This is a genomic window from Micromonospora sediminicola, assembly GCF_900089585.1.
GTDB lineage: Bacteria > Actinomycetota > Actinomycetes > Mycobacteriales > Micromonosporaceae > Micromonospora > Micromonospora sediminicola.
On sequence record NZ_FLRH01000003.1, the window covers coordinates 112,179 to 128,874 of the forward strand.

Below are 16,696 nucleotides of genomic sequence, written 5' to 3' on the forward strand. Positions count from 1 at the left end.
GCGACCGACACGGCGAACCGGTGATGCGCCGCGTCGGGTCTAGGGTGTCGCCGTGGACGATCACGCAGTCGAGTCGTACGAGCACGACGACCAGCACGAGGTGTTCCGGTCCCTGCCCTTCCCCTTCACCGACGACCGGTTCCCGGACCAGCTCGGTGCGGTCGTGCAACGCACCGTGCTGGAGGGCGTGGAACCGGCTCGGGAGGTCATCCACACGGACGACAACGCGTGGATCGTCGGCGACGGCGTGAACGATCCGAACGAGCCGGATGCCGTGGTCGTCACGTGCATCCAGCACGTCGCCGAGCGGGACGCGGCCGTGGCCGGGCTGGCCGACCTCCCGCTCGGCCAGGTGGCCTACCGGGAGGACCCCGGCCAGCCGTGGTCGGTCGAGCCCCACTCGTGGCTGACGGAGTGACGGTCCGGACCGTGGTGTCACCCGGGTGGCGGAACCACAGCGTCCCTGGCGGGCGACCCGGATCGCTCTGCGGAGCGATGCGACGCGGGGCGGTGCCGGCATAGCGTCGATCTCATGACGCAACGTCGATCTCGGGCTGTTCCGGTGCGCCGCCTGGCCGGGGTGGCGGTCATGCTGTTCGGTGTCTTCTCGCTGTTCGGGGGCTTGTTCGTACCGATCCGGGTGATCCTGCGAGATCCGCGGGTGGTGCCTGCGCCGGAATCCTGGCTGGCGATCTGGATCATCGCGATGGGTCTGCTGATCGCGGTCTGGCCGACTCGACGGCGGTCCGCCGGCAGCGGTGGGTGATGGGCCTCTCTCGCCGGGCGCTCCTGCGGGGTGCGGCCGTCGTCGGGGCGACGGTGGGGCTGCCCGCCGCCGGCCTGGCCGGCTACGTGTGGACCACCACGCGCCGCAGCAACGTCGGCCGGGTGTCGTTCGACCGGCCGTTGGCCATTCCGCCGCTGGCTGCCGGCGTGCGCGCAGCGGACGGCCGGCTCCTGGTGGACCTACGGTTGCAGAGCGGCCGGACCGAGCTGCTACCGGGCAGGCAGGCGGACACCTGGGGAATCAACGGCAGCTACCTGGGCCCCACGGTCCGGGTGAACCGGGGCGACGTGCTGGCCCCTCGGGTGCGCAACGACCTCCCGGAGGCGACCACCCTGCACTGGCACGGCATGGAGTTGCCGGCCGAGTGCGACGGTGGACCGCACCAGATGATCCGCCCCGGCGCGCTGTGGCAGCCGGCCTGGCGGGTGGACCAGCCGGCGGCGACGTTGTGGTATCACCCGCACCCGCACGGGCGCACCAAGGAGCACGTCTACCGTGGCGTCGCCGGCCTGCTGTACGTGGACGACGGCGAGGCCGACGGTCTGCTCCCCGACGACTACGGGGTCGACGACATCCCGGTGATCGTGCAGGACCGGAACTTCACCCGGCAGGGCCGGCTCGACGAGGACGGCATCGCCTTCGGCGGACTGTCGGTCACCGGCCTGCTGGGCTCGGAGATCCTGGTCAACGGGGTCTGGGGGCCGGTGCTCGACGTGCGTACCGAGCGGGTGCGGCTACGGGTGCTCAATGCCTCGAACGCGCGAATCTACGACCTCGTCCTCGACCACGGGCGGGGCTTCCACGTCGTGGCCGGCGACAACGGTCTGCTGCCGGCGCCGGTCCCGGTCGACCACCTGCGGCTCAGCCCCGGGGAGCGGGCCGAGCTGCTGGTGGAGTTGCGTCCCGACGAGCGGGTCCGGCTGCGGAGCCGCCCGCCGGATCTCGGTGCCAACCTGGCCGTCGACCGACTGGCCGGCGGCGCCGACGAGTTCGACGTCCTGGAGTTGCGCGCCACGCCGTCCCTACGTCCGGCTCCACCGCTACCGGTCGCCCTGCCTGCGCCGCCTCGGCTGGCCCCGCCGCTCGCCGGGCGTCGCGAGCGCGTGCTGCGCTTCGGTGATTTCCTCATCGACGGCCGGACCATGGACCTGTCCCGCATCGACGCGGTGGTGCCGTTGGGGAGCACCGAGATCTGGCGGCTGCGCAACGACGTCGGCACGCCGCACAACTTCCACATCCACAACGCCGCGTTCGAGGTGCTGGATGTCGCGGGTCGGCCGCCCGGAGCGGCGTGGTGGGGACGCAAGGACACCGTGTACGTGCCACCCGACACCGAGGTCCGGCTTCTCGTACAGTTCGGGGCGTACCCGTCGCCCACGCGGCCGTTCATGTTCCACTGCCATCTGTTGGCGCACGAGGACGCCGGAATGATGGGACAGTTCGTCCTCGTCCCGCCAGGCACGGACCCGAGGGTGGTCGCGCCGTCCCCGGTCGTCGACCACAATTCTCCTCACCATGACTGAGCAGACCCGCCGACGCGCCCGGGACGCGGCTCTGGCGGCAGCCGTCGCGGTGTCGGTGTGGGCGGTCACGGCGCTGGCGGAGGAACCCGCGTCGCTTCCGCTCGGCCCGGCCGGCTGGCTTGTCGGAGCGGTCCTCGGCGGACTCCAGCTCGCCCGCCGACGGCGTCCGCTGGCCGTGCTGCTGGTGTCCACCACCGTCGTCGTCGCGTACCACGTGCTCGGATACCCGGCGGTCGGGACGGCGTGGCCGCTGTTGCTGCCGTTCCTGGGTGCGGCCGCCGGGGGCCACCTGCGGTACGCGGTGCCGCTGGTGGCGGCGTTGTCGGTGGCCAACGTCGGGTGGCGGGTGCTGGTCGAGCGGGAGTGGCCGCTCGGGGTGCTCGTCGGTGAAGCGCGGGATCTCGTGGTGCTCGGCCTGGCTCTGGCGGTCGGGGAGGCGGTCTGGCAACGGCGCCGCTGGGCGGAGGAGGTGCGCCGACGCGTGGCCCGGGCCGACGAGGAGGCGCGCCGGGAGGCCGAGCGCAGGCTGGCCGAGCAGCGGCTGTCGGTGGCGGCCGACCTGCACGACGTGGTGGCGCACAGCCTGGTGGTGATCGGCCTCCAGCTGCGGCTCGCCGAGGAGACCGTGGACACGGAACCGGAGGCATGCCGGGCGGCCATCGCCGCGGCGCTGGCCGTACATGACGAGGCTGTCCGCGAGACGTCACGGACGGTTCACCTGCTGCGCGACCCCACTCCGGCCCCGCTGCGGCCCGCGCCCACGCTCGCCGACCTGCATCTGTTGCCGGAGGTGGCCCGGCGGGCCGGGCTGGAGCTGCGGGTGGACATCGACGGGGGGCGCGACGTTCCGGCGTCGGTGGCTCAGGCGGCGTACCGGATCGCCCAGGAGGCGCTGACCAACACGCTGAAGCACGCCGGTGCCGCCCAGGCGTCGCTCACACTGCGCCGGGAGGGCAGGGCGTTGCACCTCCGGTTCGCCGATCCGGGCGGCGTGGGTGTCGTGTCGACGGGTTCGGTCAGGTGCACCTCGGCACCTGGCGACGGCGGGCGGCCGCCGGGCGGTCACGGCATCGTCGGGATGCGGGAACGCGCGCGCGGCGTGGGCGGTCGGTTGGAGGCGGGCCCGGACGGCGGCGGGTTCCGCGTGGACGCCTGGCTGCCGGTGGGGGACGCCTGATGGTGCGCGTGGTGATCGCCGACGACCATCCGGAGGTGCGCGCCGGAATCCGGGCCCTGCTGGAACGGACCGACGACATCGTGGTGGTCGGCGAAGCGACCGACGGGCATGCGGCGGTCCGGCTGGCGGCGGACCTACGGCCGGATGTCGTCCTCATGGACGTGCGGATGCCCGGTCGGGACGGCATCGCGGCCACCCGCCGGATCGTGGCGTCGGATTCGGCGGGCCGGGCGCCGCGGGTCATCGTGCTCACCACCTTCGACCACGACGAGTACGTCTTCGGTGCGTTGCGGGAGAGTGCCAGCGGCTTCCTGACCAAGAACGTGGCCCCCGACGATCTGCGTCGGGCGATCCGGCTGGTCGCCGAGGGTCAGGCGTTGCTCGACCCGGCGGTGACCCGCCGGGTCATCGAACGGTTCGCGGCCCCGGCGGCCGTCACCGAGCCGACGGCGGGTGCCGGGACCACCGCCGTGCGCGCCGTCGACCTGTTGACCCCCCGCGAGCGGCAGATCGCCCGGCTGGTCGGCCGCGGGCTGACCAATGAGGAGATCAGCGTCGCGCTCTTCCTCAGCATCTGGACCGTGAAGACCCACGTGAGCCGGGTTCTCGCCAAGCTCGGGGCTCGAGAACGGGCACAGATCGTGATCGCGATGTACGAGTCCGGCGATCTCCGGTGACGCGCGGGTCGGCTCGGACAGCGGCTCACCGTCGCGGCCTCGGCCACGACGGTGAGCCACCACCTGTCCGTCACCCCACCAAGGACGAGGATCAGGAGACGGGTACGAGCTGGAACCGCTGGTTGGCCTGTCCGTTGCAGTCGTAGAGCTGGACCTGCTGCCCGTTTCCGGTGCCCCAGACGTCGAGGCAGCGGCCGGACTGCACGCCGCTGATGGTGCCGTTGGAGTTGACGTTCCACTGCTGGTTGCTCTGGCCGTTGCAGCTGTAGATCTGGACGGCCGCGCCGTTGCCGGAGCCGGCGGCGTCCAGGCAACGGCTGCCGCCGTACACCGTCAGTTGCCTGCTCGCGGTGTAGGTCCACTGCTGGTTGGTCTGGCCGTGGCAGTCGTAGAGCTGCACCCGGGTGCCGTTGGTCTGCGACGCGTTGGGCACGTCGACGCACCGGCCGGACTGGTTGCCGAGGATCCGGTTGGCGCCGCCGGACGGCGGCGGCGTGGTCGGCGTGGAGGTCGGCGTCGCCGTCGGGGTGCCGGTCGGTGCCGGGCCGGCGGCGTTGAGGGCGTTGAGGACCGAGGTGTACGCGGCCTTCTTGTTGCCCCCGCCGTCGAACAGCAGCGGGTTCTCGTTGGAACGCCAGGAGTCGCTGTCGCGCACGCCCCACACGGTGATGCCGATGCAGCGCGGCACGTTCAGGCACGCCTGGGTCAACCCGGCGTACTGGGACGTGGAGGCGTTGGTGACGTCGACCTCGGTCAACGCCACGTCCACGCCGAGCGCGGCGAAGCTCGACAGCGTGGTCTGGAAGTTGCCCGGCAGGGAACTGCCGCCGGTGAAGTGGGTCTGCAACCCCACACAGTCGATCGGCACGCCACGGGACTTGAAGTCCTGGACCATCCGGTAGACACCCTGCGTCTTGCCGTACGACCAGTTCTCGATGTTGTAGTCGTTGTAGCACAGCTTCGCCGACGGGTCGGCCGCCCGCGCGGTGCGGAACGCCACCTCGATCCAGTCGTTGCCGGTGCCCTGCAGGTTGGAGTTCCGGCGGCTGCCGTCCTCGTTGAACGCCTCGTTGACCACGTCCCACGCGGCGAGTTTGCCCTTGTAGTGGGCCATCACCCCGTTGATGTGGTTGATCATCGCGTTGCGCAGCGTGCTGCCCTGCATGTTCTGCATCCAGCCCGGCTGCTGCGCGTGCCACGCGAGGGTGTGACCGCGAACCTTCAGGCCACGCTGGGTCGCCCAGTTGTAGATCTGGTCCCCGGCGGAGAAGTTGAACTGACCCTGGTTGGGCTGCGTCGCATCCGGCTTCATCTCGTTCTCAGCCGTGATCATGTTGAACTCACGCGCCGCGATCGTGCTGTAGGTCGAATCGTTCAACCGGCTCGCCGCGATCGCGGTGCCGAAGTAGCGGCCCGACTGCGCCGCCGCCGCACCCAGCGTGCTCGCCGCCTGGGCCGGACCCGGCACGATCAGCGCCGCGCCGGCCAGGGTCAGAGCGCCGGCGGCGGCGGCCGCAGCCAGACGGTAACGGCCGTGCTTCAGTAGACGTTTCATGACACTCCTGTGCATATCGGGGGATGTGCAAGGTCATGAGGAAACGCGGGCCCGCGTACCTGCCGTGCGGGAGCCGGTGCCGCGAGGATTCTCGGACCCCGGCTCCGAAACTTTTCGGAAACGTACCGGTAACTTGCCCAGCAAGATACTCGCGAGTCCGTGATCGGTCAACGTCGATGGCCACCCGGATCACGGCGAGAAGGGCCCCGGGCAGCACCGGAACCCGGTTCGAGAAGTGGCTCCGAAACTTTCGGAGGTCGGCCCCCGAGCGCCACCGCTCGGTGCGCGTCGGAGGCGTCGTACCGCTCGCGGTTCGCGTGCCCCGGCACGGTTGGTCAGGTGACGTCCCGGCGCATCGGGACGATCACCGCCACCGCCGCGGCAACCAGCGCGTACGCGGTCAGCAGCAGCGCTCCCCCGGCCGGCGGGAGGAGGTGGACGGCGTCGCCGCCGGTCTGGTCGGACATGGCGTCGGCGAGGTAGGTGAAGTCGGTCAGCGCGGCGGTCGCCCCACCGGGCAGGACCGGATAGAGCGCGCTGACCCCGGGGATCATCATGAGCACCGGCTCGCCGAGGTAGAGGTAGCCGACCACGACGGCGAGGGCGGCGACCTGGTTGCGCAGGAGCGCGCCCACGCCGACGCCGACGAGCAGGTAGACCGTCATCGCGAGCCCGATCCGGGCGAGCAGCGCCAGCACGGTCGGCGCGGGCAGCCCGAGCGGTACGCCACGGGCGGCCGTGACGGCGAACAGCGCCACCGCGGCGGAGCCGGCGAGAACGATTCCGTAGGCGAGGCCGACGACCGCGTGGGTGGCGAGTTTGGCGGCGAGCACGCGCCCGCGGCGCGGCGCGAACAGGAACGTGACGGCGGCGGTGCCGTGCCGGTACTCGGACGTGACCGCGAGCGTGCCGGCGGCGGCCGGCACGAACGCGGTGTAGCCGAGGATGCCGAGGACCGCGCGGAGGCCGACCTCGGTGTCCAGCCCGGGCAGGGGCGGGTCGAAGTTCTCCGGACCCACCAGCGCCATGAGGCCGACCAGTCCACCGCCGAGCAGTACGGCGGCGAGCAGCAGCCCGCGCCACATCCGGGTCGCCAGCAACCGGCGGGACTCCGCTCTGATCAGGGGGGTCATGGGGCGGCCACCGGGTCGCTGGTCAGGTCCAGGAAGAGGCGTTCGAGGTCGGCGTGCGCGGTGACCAGCTCGTGGACGCGGAGACGGTGGGCGGCCGCGAGGTCGGCGACGGCCGGCGCGTCCAGTCCGCGTACCCGGAGCTGTCCGGGCCCGGCGGGTTCGACGGCGCCGGCGGGCAGGGCGGCGGCGAGCGCAGCGGCGTCGGGCGAGGTGACCAGCACGGTCGGCGGGCCGGCGAGCCGGGACAGCGGCCCGGCGGCGACGAGTTCACCCCGCCGGATCACCACCAGATCGTCGACGAGCTGCTGGACCTCGCTGAGCACGTGGCTGGAGATCAGGACGGTGCGCCCCTCGTCGGCGAGTCGGCGCAGCAGGTCGCGCAGCCACGACATGCCCGCCGGATCCAGCCCGTTGCCCGGTTCGTCGAGCAGCAGGACCCGGGGGTCGCCGAGCAGCGCGGTGGCGAGGTTGAGCCGCTGCCGCATGCCGGTGGAGAACCCACGGGTACGGCGGTCGGCGGCCCCGGTGAAGCCGAGCAGGTCCAGCAGCTCGGTGACCCGACCGTCCGGGCAGCCGCTCATCGCGGCGTAGACCCGCAGGTGGTCGCGGGCGGTGTGGCCGGGGTGGAAGGCGTTGGCGTCGAACATCGCGCCGACGGTGCGCGCCGGCTCGGCCAGTCGCGCGTACGGCAGCCCGCCGATCGTGGCGGTGCCGCTGCTGGGCGACACCAGCCCGGTCATCATCCGCATGGTGGTGGTCTTGCCGGCGCCGTTCGGACCGAGGAATCCGGTCACCACGCCGGGTGCCACGGTGAACGTCAGGTCCCGCACGACGGTCGCGTCGCCGTAGCGCTTCGTCAGGCGCGACACCTCGATCGCCAGCCGTTCGCCGGTCACGGTCGCGCCGCCGTCCCACGCGCGATCGCGGCGGCGAGCGCCGGTGCGTCCGGAGTGGAGAGCACGACCTCGTCGAACTCGCCGCCGGCCGCCGCGCGGTCGAGCACGAGGTGCAACCCGGGTTCGCCGCGGCGGGCCGCCACGAGCTGTCGGGGACCGCCGAACAGGCCCCAGACACCGATCTTGGCAAGGCCGGACACCACGAAGCCGCGCCGGGCGCCGCGGGCCAGCCGGACCGGTTCACCCACCGGGGCGGCGTGCCGGACCGCGCCGACGGGCAGCACGAACCGCTCCCGCCCGGTCCAGACCCGCTCCCATCCGGTGAACCGGACGTCGATCACCTCGCCGGTGAGCATGACGGTGGCCATCAGCTGTCCCCCTTCGTCGGGTCGGAGTCGTTCGCCGACTCCGGTGCGTCTTCGGTGCCGGTCGGCGGCAGGTCGGCGGGCATGAGGACGGTCGCCAGCAGGCGCGGTTTCCGCCCGTCGCCGGGCCGGTTGCCGAGCAGCGGGCCGACCAGCGCGTTGAACCCGGCCGCGAACTCACCCAGCTCGGCGTCGGTCAGGTGGAGCACGATCTGCTGGTAGCCGGCGCCGTCCGCGGCGAGGTCCACCCGGTCCCGGGCCAGGTAGCGGGAGAACTCCGAGAGCAGGCTCGACACGAACGCGGTGAAGTAGCGCTCGTGGTCCTCGGGCGTGGCGGCGGCCAGGGCGTCGGCGTCGAGCGTGGCGCCGTGCGCGGGCAGCGCGTAGACCCGTTCGACGGCTCCGCGCACCCTGCGCCCCTCGACCACGTCGAGCAGCCCGGCCTTGACCAGCGTCGCCAGGTGCCGGTAGAGCGTGGCCTGCGGCACGTCGGGCAGCAATTCGACCAGGGCGCGCGTGGTCAGCCGGGTGCCGGCGACCGCCCGCAGGATCCGGATCCGCACCGGATGCAGGGCCAGTTCGGCCCACCGCTCCCTCGACATCGCCATGGCCGAACGTTATCACTCTTGATAGTGATAACGGCAGGGATCAGGCCGAGTGGTGGCGCAACACCCGGGTGAGCAGCCGGGACAACTGCGCGCGCTCCTCCGGCGAGAGCGGTGCCAGCAGTTCGTCCTGCACCACCGCGAGCTGTTTCTCCAACCGCCGCAGCTGCCGCCGCCCGGCCGGGGTGATGGTGACGACGTTGCGGCGCCGGTCGGCCGGATCCGGCTCGCGGGTCACGTAGTCGCGGTCGGCGAGTTCGTTGAGCGCCGCGACCACGTCGCTGACGTGGATGCCGCTGCGGCGGCCGAGCGCCGCCTGACTGGCCGCCCCGAACTCGTCCAGCGTGGCGAGCAGGCGGAAGTGGTAACCGCGCGCGTCCACCGCGGCGAGCCCGTCGCTCACCATCCGTCCGGCGCGGACGGCGGTCTGGCTGATCAGCCAACTCGGCAGGCCGGCCAGGCGGGCCGGTACGACGTCCTGATCCGGAGTGTCCATGTGAGCAGCCTAACCAGAAACGTTGGTGCGACCAACGAAGCGGACCCATACTGTTGGTCGCACCAACGTTAGGACGACCAACGAAGGGCAGATCATGATCAAGCCGTTCCGAGTCGACATCCCCCAGCGCGATCTCGACGACCTCGCCGACCGCCTGGCCCGGACCCGCTGGCCCGACGAACTGCCGGACGCCGGCACCGACTACGGCATCCCGCTGGCCCGGGTACGCGAGCTGGCCGAGCACTGGCGCACCGGGTACGACTGGCGAGCACACGAGGCCGAACTGAACCGGTACCCGCAGTTCACCACCGAGATCGACGGGCAGAACGTGCACTTCCTGCACGTCCGCTCCGCCGACCCGGACGCGCTGCCGCTGATCCTCACCCACGGCTGGCCCGGCTCGGTGGTGGAGTTCCTCGACGTGATCGGGCCGCTGTCGGAGCAGTTCCACGTGGTCGTCCCGTCGATCCCGGGCTTCGGCTTCTCCGGCCCCACCCGGGAACGCGGCTGGGACGTCACCCGCGTCGCCCGCGCCTGGGCCGAGCTGATGCGCCGGCTCGGCTACCGGCGGTACGGCGCCCAGGGCGGCGACTGGGGCTCGGTGATCTCCACCCGCCTGGGCGGGATCGCCCCGGACAACGTCGTCGGCGTGCACCTCACCTACCTGCCCACACCCCCACCGCCGGGCTGGACGGGCGAGGGCGACCTGTCCGAACAGGACCGGGGCCGGCTGGCGCGGATCCGGCACCTCATGACGCACCGGCACCCGCACCAGATCCTCTACGCCAGCCGCCCGCAGACCGTGTCGTACGCGCTGAACGACTCACCCGCCGGCCAACTCGCCTGGATCGCCGAGAAGTTCACCGAGTGGGCCGACCCGCGTTCCACCATCAGCGCGGACCGCATCCTCACCGACGTGTCGCTCTACTGGCTCACCGGCACCGCGGCGTCCTCGGCCCGACTGGTCCGGGAGAGCGCGCTCGGCGGACCGCCCGCGCCCTGCCCGCCGCCGGTGGGCGTCGCCGTCCTCCCGCACGACATCACCCGGTCCGTCCGCCCGCTCGCCGAACTGACGTACCGGATCCGGCACTGGAGCGAGTTCGACCGTGGAGGCCACTTCGCCGCCCTGGAGGTGCCGGACCTGTTCGTCGCGGACGTCCGCGCCTTCTTCGACGACCTGCGGTGAGCGCGCGGCAGGCCGGCCCGGGGACCTCCCGGGCCGGCCGATCCCGCCGCTCAGGCCAGGGCGGCGGCGAACATCCCCGCCTCGTACGCCCCGCCGCGCTGGTGCACGATCACCGCGAACCGGTTCGCCGCGTTGATCAGGCCGACCAGGCAGACCAGCACCGCGATCTGGTCGTCGTCGTAGTGCTCGCGCACCCGGGCCCAGGTCTCGTCGGACACCCCCTGGTGGGCGTCGGCGAGCCGGGTGCCCTCCTCGGCGAACGCCAGCGCCGCGCGCTCCGCCTCGGTGAAGACGGTCGACTCGCGCCAGGCGGCGACCAGGTGCAGCCGGACCGCGCTCTCCCCGGCGGCCGCCGCCTCCTTGACGTGCATGTCGATGCACCAGCCACAGCCGTTGATCTGGCTGGCCCGCAGCGACACCAGTTCCTGGACGGCGTGCGGCAGCGGCGACTGCTGGAGCACCAGGCCCGCGTTGGCGAACCGCTTCATGAACTTTGCCGCGGTCGCGTTCTCGAACAGGTTGATTCGGGTCTCCATCGTTCCGACCTCTCTGCTGGGGTGGTGTCGGACGACCACGAGATGCCGGTCGCCGCGCCGGCGTGACAGCCTGGCCCGGTGACCACCGACACAGCGACGGGACGTCACACCGCGCCTTCGGTCGGCGTCTGGTGGGGAACGCAGCCGAGCAGCGAAGGAGCCAGCCATGGCGGAGCCGGCCACCGAGGACTTCCTCGCCCACCGGAACCTGCTCTTCACCGTCGCGTACGAGATGCTCGGCTCGGCCGCCGACGCCGAGGACGTGGTGCAGGAGACCTGGCTGCGGTGGGCCGGCGTCGACCTCGACGAGGTACGGGACCGGCGCGCCTACCTGGTGCGGATCACCACCCGCCAGGCGCTGTCCCGGTTGCGCGCGCTGGGCCGCCGCAAGGAGTCGTACGTCGGGTCGTGGCTGCCCGAGCCGCTGCTCACCACGCCCGACGTGGCCGACGACGTGGCCCTGGCCGACAGCGTGTCGATGGCGATGCTGCTCGTGCTGGAGACGCTCACCCCGACCGAGCGGGCCGTGTTCGTGCTGCGGGAGGTCTTCGACGTCGGGTACGACGAGATCGCCGCGACGGTCGACCGGAGCCCGGCCACGGTCCGGCAGATCGCCCACCGGGCCCGGGCCCACGTCGCGGCGCGCCGGCCCCGCCAGTCCGTGTCCGCGGCCGAGACCCGCGACGCGCTCGACGCGTTCCGGCGGGCGGTCGAGACGGGTGACCTCCGGTCGCTGCTCGCCGTGCTCGCCGAGGACGTGGTGCTGGTCGGCGACGGCGGCGGGATCAAGCAGGCCGTCCCGCGCCCGGTCACCGGCGTGGACAAGGTGGCCCGGCTGCTGGCCGGCGGCTGGGGCCGGGTCGCACCCGTGGCCTCGATGGAACCCGCGCAGGTCAACGGCTATCCGGCGCTCGTCGTCCGGCTCCACGGCGAGCTGGACACGGTCGTGGCGGTCCGCCTCGACGACGGCCGGATCAGCGGGCTCTACGCGGTGCGCAACCCGGAGAAGCTGTCGCACATGACCCGGGAGAACACCCTGCGCCGGTGAGCGGCGGGCCGTGCGACGATGCCCGGATGAGCAGCGACGTCCCGCCCGACGTGAGCGCCCTGGCCATCAACGTGACCGTCCCGGAGGCGTTGCGTTGGACCGACACCCGGCGCGGCGAGGAGTTCACGCTGACCACGCTCAACGTCCGGCTGCTGGCGGACGGAAGCCTCGCGGCGAAGGCGTACGGCCGGCCCACGGCGGGCGGGCGCGGCGCGTACGTGTCGTTCCGGGTGCCCGACCGGCCGGAGCTGGCCGCGCTGGTCGCGGCGGCGGCCGACCGGGCCGCCGCGCTCTGGGCCGCACACCGCGGCCTCGGCTGACCGGGACACCGCAGGGGAGGAAACCCTCCCCGCTTCGTCACCTGTCGGCCGCGCGCCCACCCTGGTTGTCTCGGTCGAGGAACTGATCTCGACCAGAAAGCAGGGTGTCATGTCGATGCTCCGCCGTACCCTCGCCACCGCCTCCGTGGCCCTCGCCGCCGGCGCCGTCGCCCTGGTCGACGCGTCACCGGCGCTGGCCAGTACGCCGTCGAGCTGCTCCAGCGTCCGCCAGATCGGCACCACCCGGGTGCTCACCGTCGGCGGCATGCAGGCGGCGTCGGTGAAGCAGTACTACGGCTGCGGCTACAACTACGCCTACATCTACGTCTGGGAGCAGTACCGGGCCAGCCACTCGAACTGGGACCTGTACGTGCACGTCGTCGACGAGTCGGACAGCGGCACCGACTACGGCGTGGGCGAGCTGAACAACACCACCCGGGCGGAGCTGTGGGGCCGGGCGGCGAACACCGCCGCGCACTGCACCCACGTCACCGGCTACCTGAACTCGACCGGCGGGTCCACCAGCACCGTCTGCTGAAGGGGAACCACATGCGACTCAAGCGCACCGCGCTGACCATCGGCGCGGCGGCGGCCGCGCTGGTCGTCGGCCTGCAGAGCCCGGCCATGGCGTCGGACTCGTACCACGTGATGAACACCGGCGACGCGTTCGGCGGCGGCATCTTCGACTACAGCGGCGAGGCGTACTTCACCGAGCACGGCGACATCCTGAAGATCTGCGACACGGACGCCGACGGCTACGCGGTGAAGATGTACGTCAGCCTGGACGACGCGTACGGGGCGACCCGGTACAGCTTCACCCGGGGCGGCGAGGGCAACTGCGCCACCCACCGGGCCAGCGAGGGCGGCGCGTACAACCTGCCGGAGAACCGCTACATCGGCTTCCTCTTCTGCCGCTACAAGGACGGCCACGAGAGCGAGTGCCGCGCCTACCGGTTCTACAACGACTACTGATCCGCCGAAGGGGGGCGGGGCCGGCCGGCGTGACCGGCCGGCCCCGGGGCACCCCCCGACGTCGCACGCCGAGCGCCGCGGGCCGCGTCCGGGCCCATCGGTAGCATTCGACGGCGATGGTCCACAGCGAGCAGCCGGTGACGCCCGGCCCGGAGGTCGACCTGGGGATCGCCGGCTGCGCCGACGCGATCGAGGTCGGCCGGGGCGGCTTCGGTGTGGTCTACCGGGCCTGGCAGGCCGACTACTCCCGCTGGGTCGCGGTGAAGGTGCTCGCCGCCGACTGGGCCGGACCGTCCCGCGCCCGCTTCGAACGGGAGCTGCGCACCCTCGGCCGGCTCTCCGGCCACCCGCACATCGTCACCCTGCACCAGGCCGGCCGCACCGCCGCCGGGAACCCGTACCTGCTGATGGCGTACGAGGAGGGCGGCTCGCTCGGCGACCGGTTGCGCGCCGGGACGGCCGGTGACTGGCGGACGGCCGTCGCCGGCGGGATCGCGGTGGCCGGCGCGCTGGAGACCGCGCACCGGGCCGGCGTGCTGCACCGCGACGTGAAACCGGAGAACATCCTGGTCTCCGGCTACGGCGAGCCGAAGCTCGCCGACTTCGGCCAGGCCCGCCCGGACGCCGAGCGCGCCGGCTCCCGCGCCACGGTCACCGCCAGCGTGCTGCACACGGCCCCGGAGGTGCTGCGCGGCGAGCCGGCTTCGGTCGCCTCCGACGTCTACGCGCTGGCCTCGACCGTGCTGCACTGGATCCGTGGCGCGCCGCCGTTCGCCCCGGCCGACGGCGAGCCCACCCCGTCCCTGCTGCGCCGGATCGCCGTCGACCCGCCCCCGGACACGCGCCCGCTCGGCGTACCCGACGAGGTGTGCGCGGCGCTGGACCGCGCGCTGGCCAAGAAGCCCGCGCGGCGACCGGGATCGGTGGCGGAGTTCGCCGCCGACCTGCGTGCGGCGCAGGCGGCGGCCGGCCTGCCGGTGACCTCGTTCGTCCTGGGTGACGTGTCCGCCGACCCGGCGCCGCCGCCGGCCGCGCCGGCCGACCGGCCCCGGTCGCTGTCGGCCCGCCGCCGCGCGGCCCTCGCGCTCTCCGCCACCGTGACCAGTCCCACCGGGGTACGCGGGCGCGCGCTGCGCCGGTCGGCCGGGCTGGCGGTCGCGGTGGCGGCCGTGCTGGCCACCGGGTACGCGCAGGCGCCGCCGACGCCCGCGCCGGTGGCCCTGCCGGACCGGCTGGCGCTCGGAGAGCTGACCATGCACGCGCAGTCGGACGAGCGGATGGTGCAGGTCCGCAACCGCAGCGACCACCCGGTGACGCTCGGCCCGGTGGCGGTGACCGGCCCGTCCCGGGGCGCGCTGCGGATTACCTCGGACGGGTGCGGGACGAGCCGACTCGCCCCCGGCGAGGGGTGTGCGGTCGGGCTGGTCGCGGTGCCCCGGGAGGCGGGGCCGCTGCGGGCGGTGCTGGAGGTGACCGTGGCCGATCGACGGTTCGGCACCCCCATCTCCGGCACGGCCGCGCCGCGCCGGGCCGTCCAGGACGACGCCCCGCCGGGCCGCTGCTACGCCGACGCCCACCAGGTCGGCGCGTCGGCCTACGGCTACGCCGGGGGCCTGCGGGCCATCTCGGTCAAGCAGTACTGGTCGCCGAGTTGCCGGACCGCGATGGCGTACGTGTGGGTGTGAAAGCAGTACCGGGACAACATCTCCACCGGCGGCGGCACCTGGACCGTGGACGTGGCGGTGCGCGGGGACGGCCCGGGCACCCGGCAGCGCGCCGCCGGCCAGGCGTACGAGCTGTGGACGGAGCCGTCGCCGTCGACCGGGCGCTGCGTCACCGCCACTGCCACCGTGACGGTGACCCGCTCCGGCGAGGCGACGTCGGCGGCCACCGCGCCGTGGTGCGACCGATGACCGGCGGCTGGTTCGAGGTGCACGGGACCGGTCCGGTCCGGCTGGTCCCGCTCAGCCCGGACGCGCTGACCATCGGTCGCGCGCCGGACAACGAGCTGCCCATCGACGACCGCCAGGTGTCCCGGCTGCACGCGTTGGTCGAGCGTTTCCCCTCCGGCTGGATCATCCGTGACCTGGGCAGCACCAACGGCACCACGGTCAACGGCGCCCCGCTGCGCGACGCGCGCACCCTGCACGACGGGGACCGGGTGGGGATCGGGCCGGCGCGGCTGGTGTTCCGCGCGCCGGCGAAGCACGGCACGAACACGCTCGCGGTCGAGCCACCGCCCGCGCCACCGGCCCTGACCCGCCGGGAGCGGGAGCTGCTCGACGTGCTCTGCCGCCCGTATTCGGACGGTGGCCTGGCGTTCACCGAGCCGCCGTCGGTGCGGGTGCTGGCCGGCGCGCTGGGCGTGAGCGAGAGCGCGGTCAAGAAGCACCTGACCCGCCTCTACGACAAGTTCGACCTGGTCAGCAACGACGACCGACGGCGGGCCCGGCTGGCCGCGGAGGCGGTGCGCCGGGGCGCGACCGGTTGACCGGTCTGCTCGGCGGCCGGGTGCGCCGGGCCGGCGGGCGGCCGGGCGTCGTGCGGCTCTCCAGCGCGTCCGACCGGACGGCTCAGCGGCGGACGCCGACGCCGCCGTAGCCGTGCGACACGGCGGCCCGGGGCTCGCCGTCCGGCCGCCAGTCGGCCAACCGGACCAGGCCGGGCTCGACCACGTCGTAGCCGTCGAGGAAGCGGGCCACCTCGGCGTGGGTGCGGGGGACCAGCGGCGCGCTGCTGCGCCGGTAGACCGCCGTGCCGGCCTGGGCGGGCAGCGGCGGCGCGCCGTCCAGGGTCAGGTGGGAGACCGCGAGCATGCTGCCCCGGGCGGTGGCGTCCCGCAGTCGCGCCACGGCCGCCCACGGGTCGTCCGCGTCCGGCACGAAGTGCAGCACCGCCACCAGCAGCAGTGCCACCGGCTCGGTCAGGTCGACGGTGGCGCGCAGCAGCGGGTCGGCCAGCATCTCGTCCGGCCGCCGCAGGTCGCCCCGTAGCACCACGGTGCGGCCGTCGGTGGGCAGCAGCCGCCGGGCGTACGCCACGGCCACCTCGTCGTGGTCGACGTAGACCACCCGGGCGTCGGGGGCGACCGCACGGACCACCTCGTGCACGTTGCCCTGGGTGGGCAGGCCGGCCCCGACGTCGAGGAACTGGCGTATCCCCTGCTCGGCCGCCCAGCGCACGGCCCGGCGCAGGAACGCGCGGTTGGTCTGGGCCGCCACGCCGGTGTCCGGGAAGATCTTCAGGACCTCCTCGGCGGCGGCCCGGTCGGCGGCGAAGTTGTGGCAGCCACCCAGGTAGTAGTCGTACATCCGGGCGACGTTGGGTCGCGTCTCGGCCTCCGTCACGCCCTGATGTCTAGCACTCTGGGCGACACACCGCTGACCCGACGTGTCCGTGATCCGCTTGCCCACGCGGTTG

21 protein-coding genes are annotated in these 16,696 nt (G+C 73.3%); 13 read left to right on the forward strand and 8 right to left on the reverse strand.

All coding sequences use genetic code 11. The annotated features are described in order from the left end of the window. The first annotated feature begins 52 nt into the window (after positions 1 to 52). The 5 genes from GA0070622_RS00915 (at position 53) to GA0070622_RS00935 (ending at position 4,164) form a co-directional block, all read left to right on the forward strand. Positions 53 to 418, forward strand: coding sequence for a hypothetical protein (locus GA0070622_RS00915; RefSeq protein ID WP_091565477.1), 366 nt, complete (start codon positions 53 to 55; stop codon positions 416 to 418). 171 nt (positions 419 to 589) lie between these two features. Then, positions 590 to 766, forward strand: coding sequence for a hypothetical protein (locus tag GA0070622_RS32320; RefSeq protein ID WP_176710400.1), 177 nt, complete (start codon positions 590 to 592; stop codon positions 764 to 766). Further along, on the forward strand, positions 766 to 2,310 hold the full coding sequence (locus GA0070622_RS00925; protein WP_091565485.1) for a multicopper oxidase family protein: 1,545 nt from the start codon (positions 766 to 768) through the stop codon (positions 2,308 to 2,310). The genes GA0070622_RS32320 and GA0070622_RS00925 overlap by 1 nt, the downstream gene beginning before the upstream one ends. Continuing rightward, positions 2,303 to 3,487 (forward strand): sensor histidine kinase, encoded by a 1,185-nt coding sequence (locus GA0070622_RS00930; protein ID WP_091565489.1) that lies wholly within the window; start codon positions 2,303 to 2,305, stop codon positions 3,485 to 3,487. The genes GA0070622_RS00925 and GA0070622_RS00930 overlap by 8 nt, the downstream gene beginning before the upstream one ends. Next, on the forward strand, positions 3,487 to 4,164 hold the full coding sequence (locus GA0070622_RS00935) for a response regulator (RefSeq protein ID WP_091565492.1): 678 nt from the start codon (positions 3,487 to 3,489) through the stop codon (positions 4,162 to 4,164). Before GA0070622_RS00930 ends, GA0070622_RS00935 begins: the two co-directional genes overlap by 1 nt. Positions 4,165 to 4,255: 91 nt before the next feature. On the opposite strand, the gene GA0070622_RS00940 is transcribed toward GA0070622_RS00935, so the two are convergent. The 6 genes from GA0070622_RS00940 to GA0070622_RS00965 form a co-directional block, all read right to left on the reverse strand. Continuing rightward, positions 4,256 to 5,719 (reverse strand): endo-1,4-beta-xylanase, encoded by a 1,464-nt coding sequence (locus GA0070622_RS00940; RefSeq protein WP_091565499.1) that lies wholly within the window; start codon positions 5,717 to 5,719, stop codon positions 4,256 to 4,258. Between the two features lie 335 nt (positions 5,720 to 6,054). Next, a complete protein-coding gene (locus tag GA0070622_RS00945) occupies positions 6,055 to 6,852 on the reverse strand; it encodes an ABC transporter permease subunit (protein WP_091565504.1) in 798 nt (265 codons plus the stop codon). Beyond that, positions 6,849 to 7,748, reverse strand: coding sequence for an ABC transporter ATP-binding protein (locus GA0070622_RS00950; protein ID WP_091565508.1), 900 nt, complete (start codon positions 7,746 to 7,748; stop codon positions 6,849 to 6,851). The genes GA0070622_RS00945 and GA0070622_RS00950 overlap by 4 nt, the downstream gene beginning before the upstream one ends. Further along, positions 7,745 to 8,116, reverse strand: coding sequence for a hypothetical protein (locus tag GA0070622_RS00955; protein ID WP_091565513.1), 372 nt, complete (start codon positions 8,114 to 8,116; stop codon positions 7,745 to 7,747). Before GA0070622_RS00955 ends, GA0070622_RS00950 begins: the two co-directional genes overlap by 4 nt. Beyond that, the gene (locus GA0070622_RS00960; RefSeq protein ID WP_176558747.1) at positions 8,116 to 8,721 is read right to left on the reverse strand and encodes a helix-turn-helix domain-containing protein; all 606 of its coding nucleotides are present in this window, start codon (positions 8,719 to 8,721) and stop codon (positions 8,116 to 8,118) included. Before GA0070622_RS00960 ends, GA0070622_RS00955 begins: the two co-directional genes overlap by 1 nt. A gap of 40 nt (positions 8,722 to 8,761) precedes the next feature. Beyond that, entirely contained in the window at positions 8,762 to 9,214 is a 453-nt protein-coding gene (locus GA0070622_RS00965) for a MarR family winged helix-turn-helix transcriptional regulator (protein ID WP_091565517.1), read from the reverse strand. A 94-nt stretch (positions 9,215 to 9,308) separates the two neighbouring features. Here GA0070622_RS00965 and GA0070622_RS00970 point away from each other — a divergent pair, with 94 nt between their 5' ends. Further along, positions 9,309 to 10,400, forward strand: a complete 1,092-nt coding sequence (locus GA0070622_RS00970; RefSeq protein WP_091565522.1) for an epoxide hydrolase family protein — start codon at positions 9,309 to 9,311, stop codon at positions 10,398 to 10,400. Positions 10,401 to 10,450: 50 nt separating this feature from the next. Here GA0070622_RS00970 and GA0070622_RS00975 read toward each other — a convergent pair whose 3' ends face one another. After that, entirely contained in the window at positions 10,451 to 10,936 is a 486-nt protein-coding gene (locus tag GA0070622_RS00975; protein ID WP_091565527.1) for a carboxymuconolactone decarboxylase family protein, read from the reverse strand. A gap of 166 nt (positions 10,937 to 11,102) precedes the next feature. On the opposite strand from GA0070622_RS00975, the gene GA0070622_RS00980 reads away from it, so the two are divergent. From GA0070622_RS00980 to GA0070622_RS01010, 7 genes are all read left to right on the forward strand, one after another. Then, the gene (locus GA0070622_RS00980; protein WP_091565531.1) at positions 11,103 to 11,984 is read left to right on the forward strand and encodes an RNA polymerase sigma-70 factor; all 882 of its coding nucleotides are present in this window, start codon (positions 11,103 to 11,105) and stop codon (positions 11,982 to 11,984) included. Positions 11,985 to 12,010: 26 nt separating this feature from the next. Then, complete coding sequence (locus tag GA0070622_RS00985; protein WP_091565536.1) at positions 12,011 to 12,304, forward strand: hypothetical protein; 294 nt, start codon at positions 12,011 to 12,013, stop codon at positions 12,302 to 12,304. A 109-nt stretch (positions 12,305 to 12,413) separates the two neighbouring features. Continuing rightward, positions 12,414 to 12,842, forward strand: coding sequence for a hypothetical protein (locus GA0070622_RS00990; RefSeq protein WP_091565540.1), 429 nt, complete (start codon positions 12,414 to 12,416; stop codon positions 12,840 to 12,842). Between the two features lie 11 nt (positions 12,843 to 12,853). Beyond that, positions 12,854 to 13,276 (forward strand): hypothetical protein, encoded by a 423-nt coding sequence (locus GA0070622_RS00995; RefSeq protein WP_091565544.1) that lies wholly within the window; start codon positions 12,854 to 12,856, stop codon positions 13,274 to 13,276. A 116-nt stretch (positions 13,277 to 13,392) separates the two neighbouring features. Further along, entirely contained in the window at positions 13,393 to 14,961 is a 1,569-nt protein-coding gene (locus GA0070622_RS01000) for a serine/threonine-protein kinase (RefSeq protein ID WP_091565548.1), read from the forward strand. A gap of 57 nt (positions 14,962 to 15,018) precedes the next feature. After that, positions 15,019 to 15,189, forward strand: coding sequence for a hypothetical protein (locus GA0070622_RS32325; RefSeq protein ID WP_176710401.1), 171 nt, complete (start codon positions 15,019 to 15,021; stop codon positions 15,187 to 15,189). Then, complete coding sequence (locus GA0070622_RS01010) at positions 15,186 to 15,767, forward strand: FHA domain-containing protein (protein ID WP_091565554.1); 582 nt, start codon at positions 15,186 to 15,188, stop codon at positions 15,765 to 15,767. Before GA0070622_RS32325 ends, GA0070622_RS01010 begins: the two co-directional genes overlap by 4 nt. Positions 15,768 to 15,849: 82 nt before the next feature. Here GA0070622_RS01010 and GA0070622_RS01015 read toward each other — a convergent pair whose 3' ends face one another. After that, complete coding sequence (locus tag GA0070622_RS01015) at positions 15,850 to 16,623, reverse strand: SAM-dependent methyltransferase (RefSeq protein WP_091565557.1); 774 nt, start codon at positions 16,621 to 16,623, stop codon at positions 15,850 to 15,852. Between the last annotated feature and the right edge of the window lie 73 nt (positions 16,624 to 16,696).

Excerpts from the sequence above, each read along its gene's own strand:
- GA0070622_RS32320 (WP_176710400.1), top strand. The coding sequence starts at position 590 with ATGCTGTTCGGTGTCTTCTCGCTGTTCGGGGGCTTGTTCGTACCGATC.
- GA0070622_RS00925 (WP_091565485.1), top strand. The coding sequence starts at position 766 with ATGGGCCTCTCTCGCCGGGCGCTCCTGCGGGGTGCGGCCGTCGTCGGG.
- GA0070622_RS00930 (WP_091565489.1), top strand. The coding sequence starts at position 2,303 with ATGACTGAGCAGACCCGCCGACGCGCCCGGGACGCGGCTCTGGCGGCA.
- GA0070622_RS00935 (WP_091565492.1), top strand. The coding sequence starts at position 3,487 with ATGGTGCGCGTGGTGATCGCCGACGACCATCCGGAGGTGCGCGCCGGA.
- GA0070622_RS00940 (WP_091565499.1), bottom strand. The coding sequence starts at position 5,719 with ATGAAACGTCTACTGAAGCACGGCCGTTACCGTCTGGCTGCGGCCGCC.
- GA0070622_RS00945 (WP_091565504.1), bottom strand. The coding sequence starts at position 6,852 with ATGACCCCCCTGATCAGAGCGGAGTCCCGCCGGTTGCTGGCGACCCGG.
- GA0070622_RS00955 (WP_091565513.1), bottom strand. The coding sequence starts at position 8,116 with ATGGCCACCGTCATGCTCACCGGCGAGGTGATCGACGTCCGGTTCACC.
- GA0070622_RS00960 (WP_176558747.1), bottom strand. The coding sequence starts at position 8,721 with ATGGCGATGTCGAGGGAGCGGTGGGCCGAACTGGCCCTGCATCCGGTG.
- GA0070622_RS00965 (WP_091565517.1), bottom strand. The coding sequence starts at position 9,214 with ATGGACACTCCGGATCAGGACGTCGTACCGGCCCGCCTGGCCGGCCTG.
- GA0070622_RS00970 (WP_091565522.1), top strand. The coding sequence starts at position 9,309 with ATGATCAAGCCGTTCCGAGTCGACATCCCCCAGCGCGATCTCGACGAC.
- GA0070622_RS00975 (WP_091565527.1), bottom strand. The coding sequence starts at position 10,936 with ATGGAGACCCGAATCAACCTGTTCGAGAACGCGACCGCGGCAAAGTTC.
- GA0070622_RS00980 (WP_091565531.1), top strand. The coding sequence starts at position 11,103 with ATGGCGGAGCCGGCCACCGAGGACTTCCTCGCCCACCGGAACCTGCTC.
- GA0070622_RS00985 (WP_091565536.1), top strand. The coding sequence starts at position 12,011 with ATGAGCAGCGACGTCCCGCCCGACGTGAGCGCCCTGGCCATCAACGTG.
- GA0070622_RS00990 (WP_091565540.1), top strand. The coding sequence starts at position 12,414 with ATGTCGATGCTCCGCCGTACCCTCGCCACCGCCTCCGTGGCCCTCGCC.
- GA0070622_RS00995 (WP_091565544.1), top strand. The coding sequence starts at position 12,854 with ATGCGACTCAAGCGCACCGCGCTGACCATCGGCGCGGCGGCGGCCGCG.
- GA0070622_RS01000 (WP_091565548.1), top strand. The coding sequence starts at position 13,393 with ATGGTCCACAGCGAGCAGCCGGTGACGCCCGGCCCGGAGGTCGACCTG.
- GA0070622_RS01010 (WP_091565554.1), top strand. The coding sequence starts at position 15,186 with ATGACCGGCGGCTGGTTCGAGGTGCACGGGACCGGTCCGGTCCGGCTG.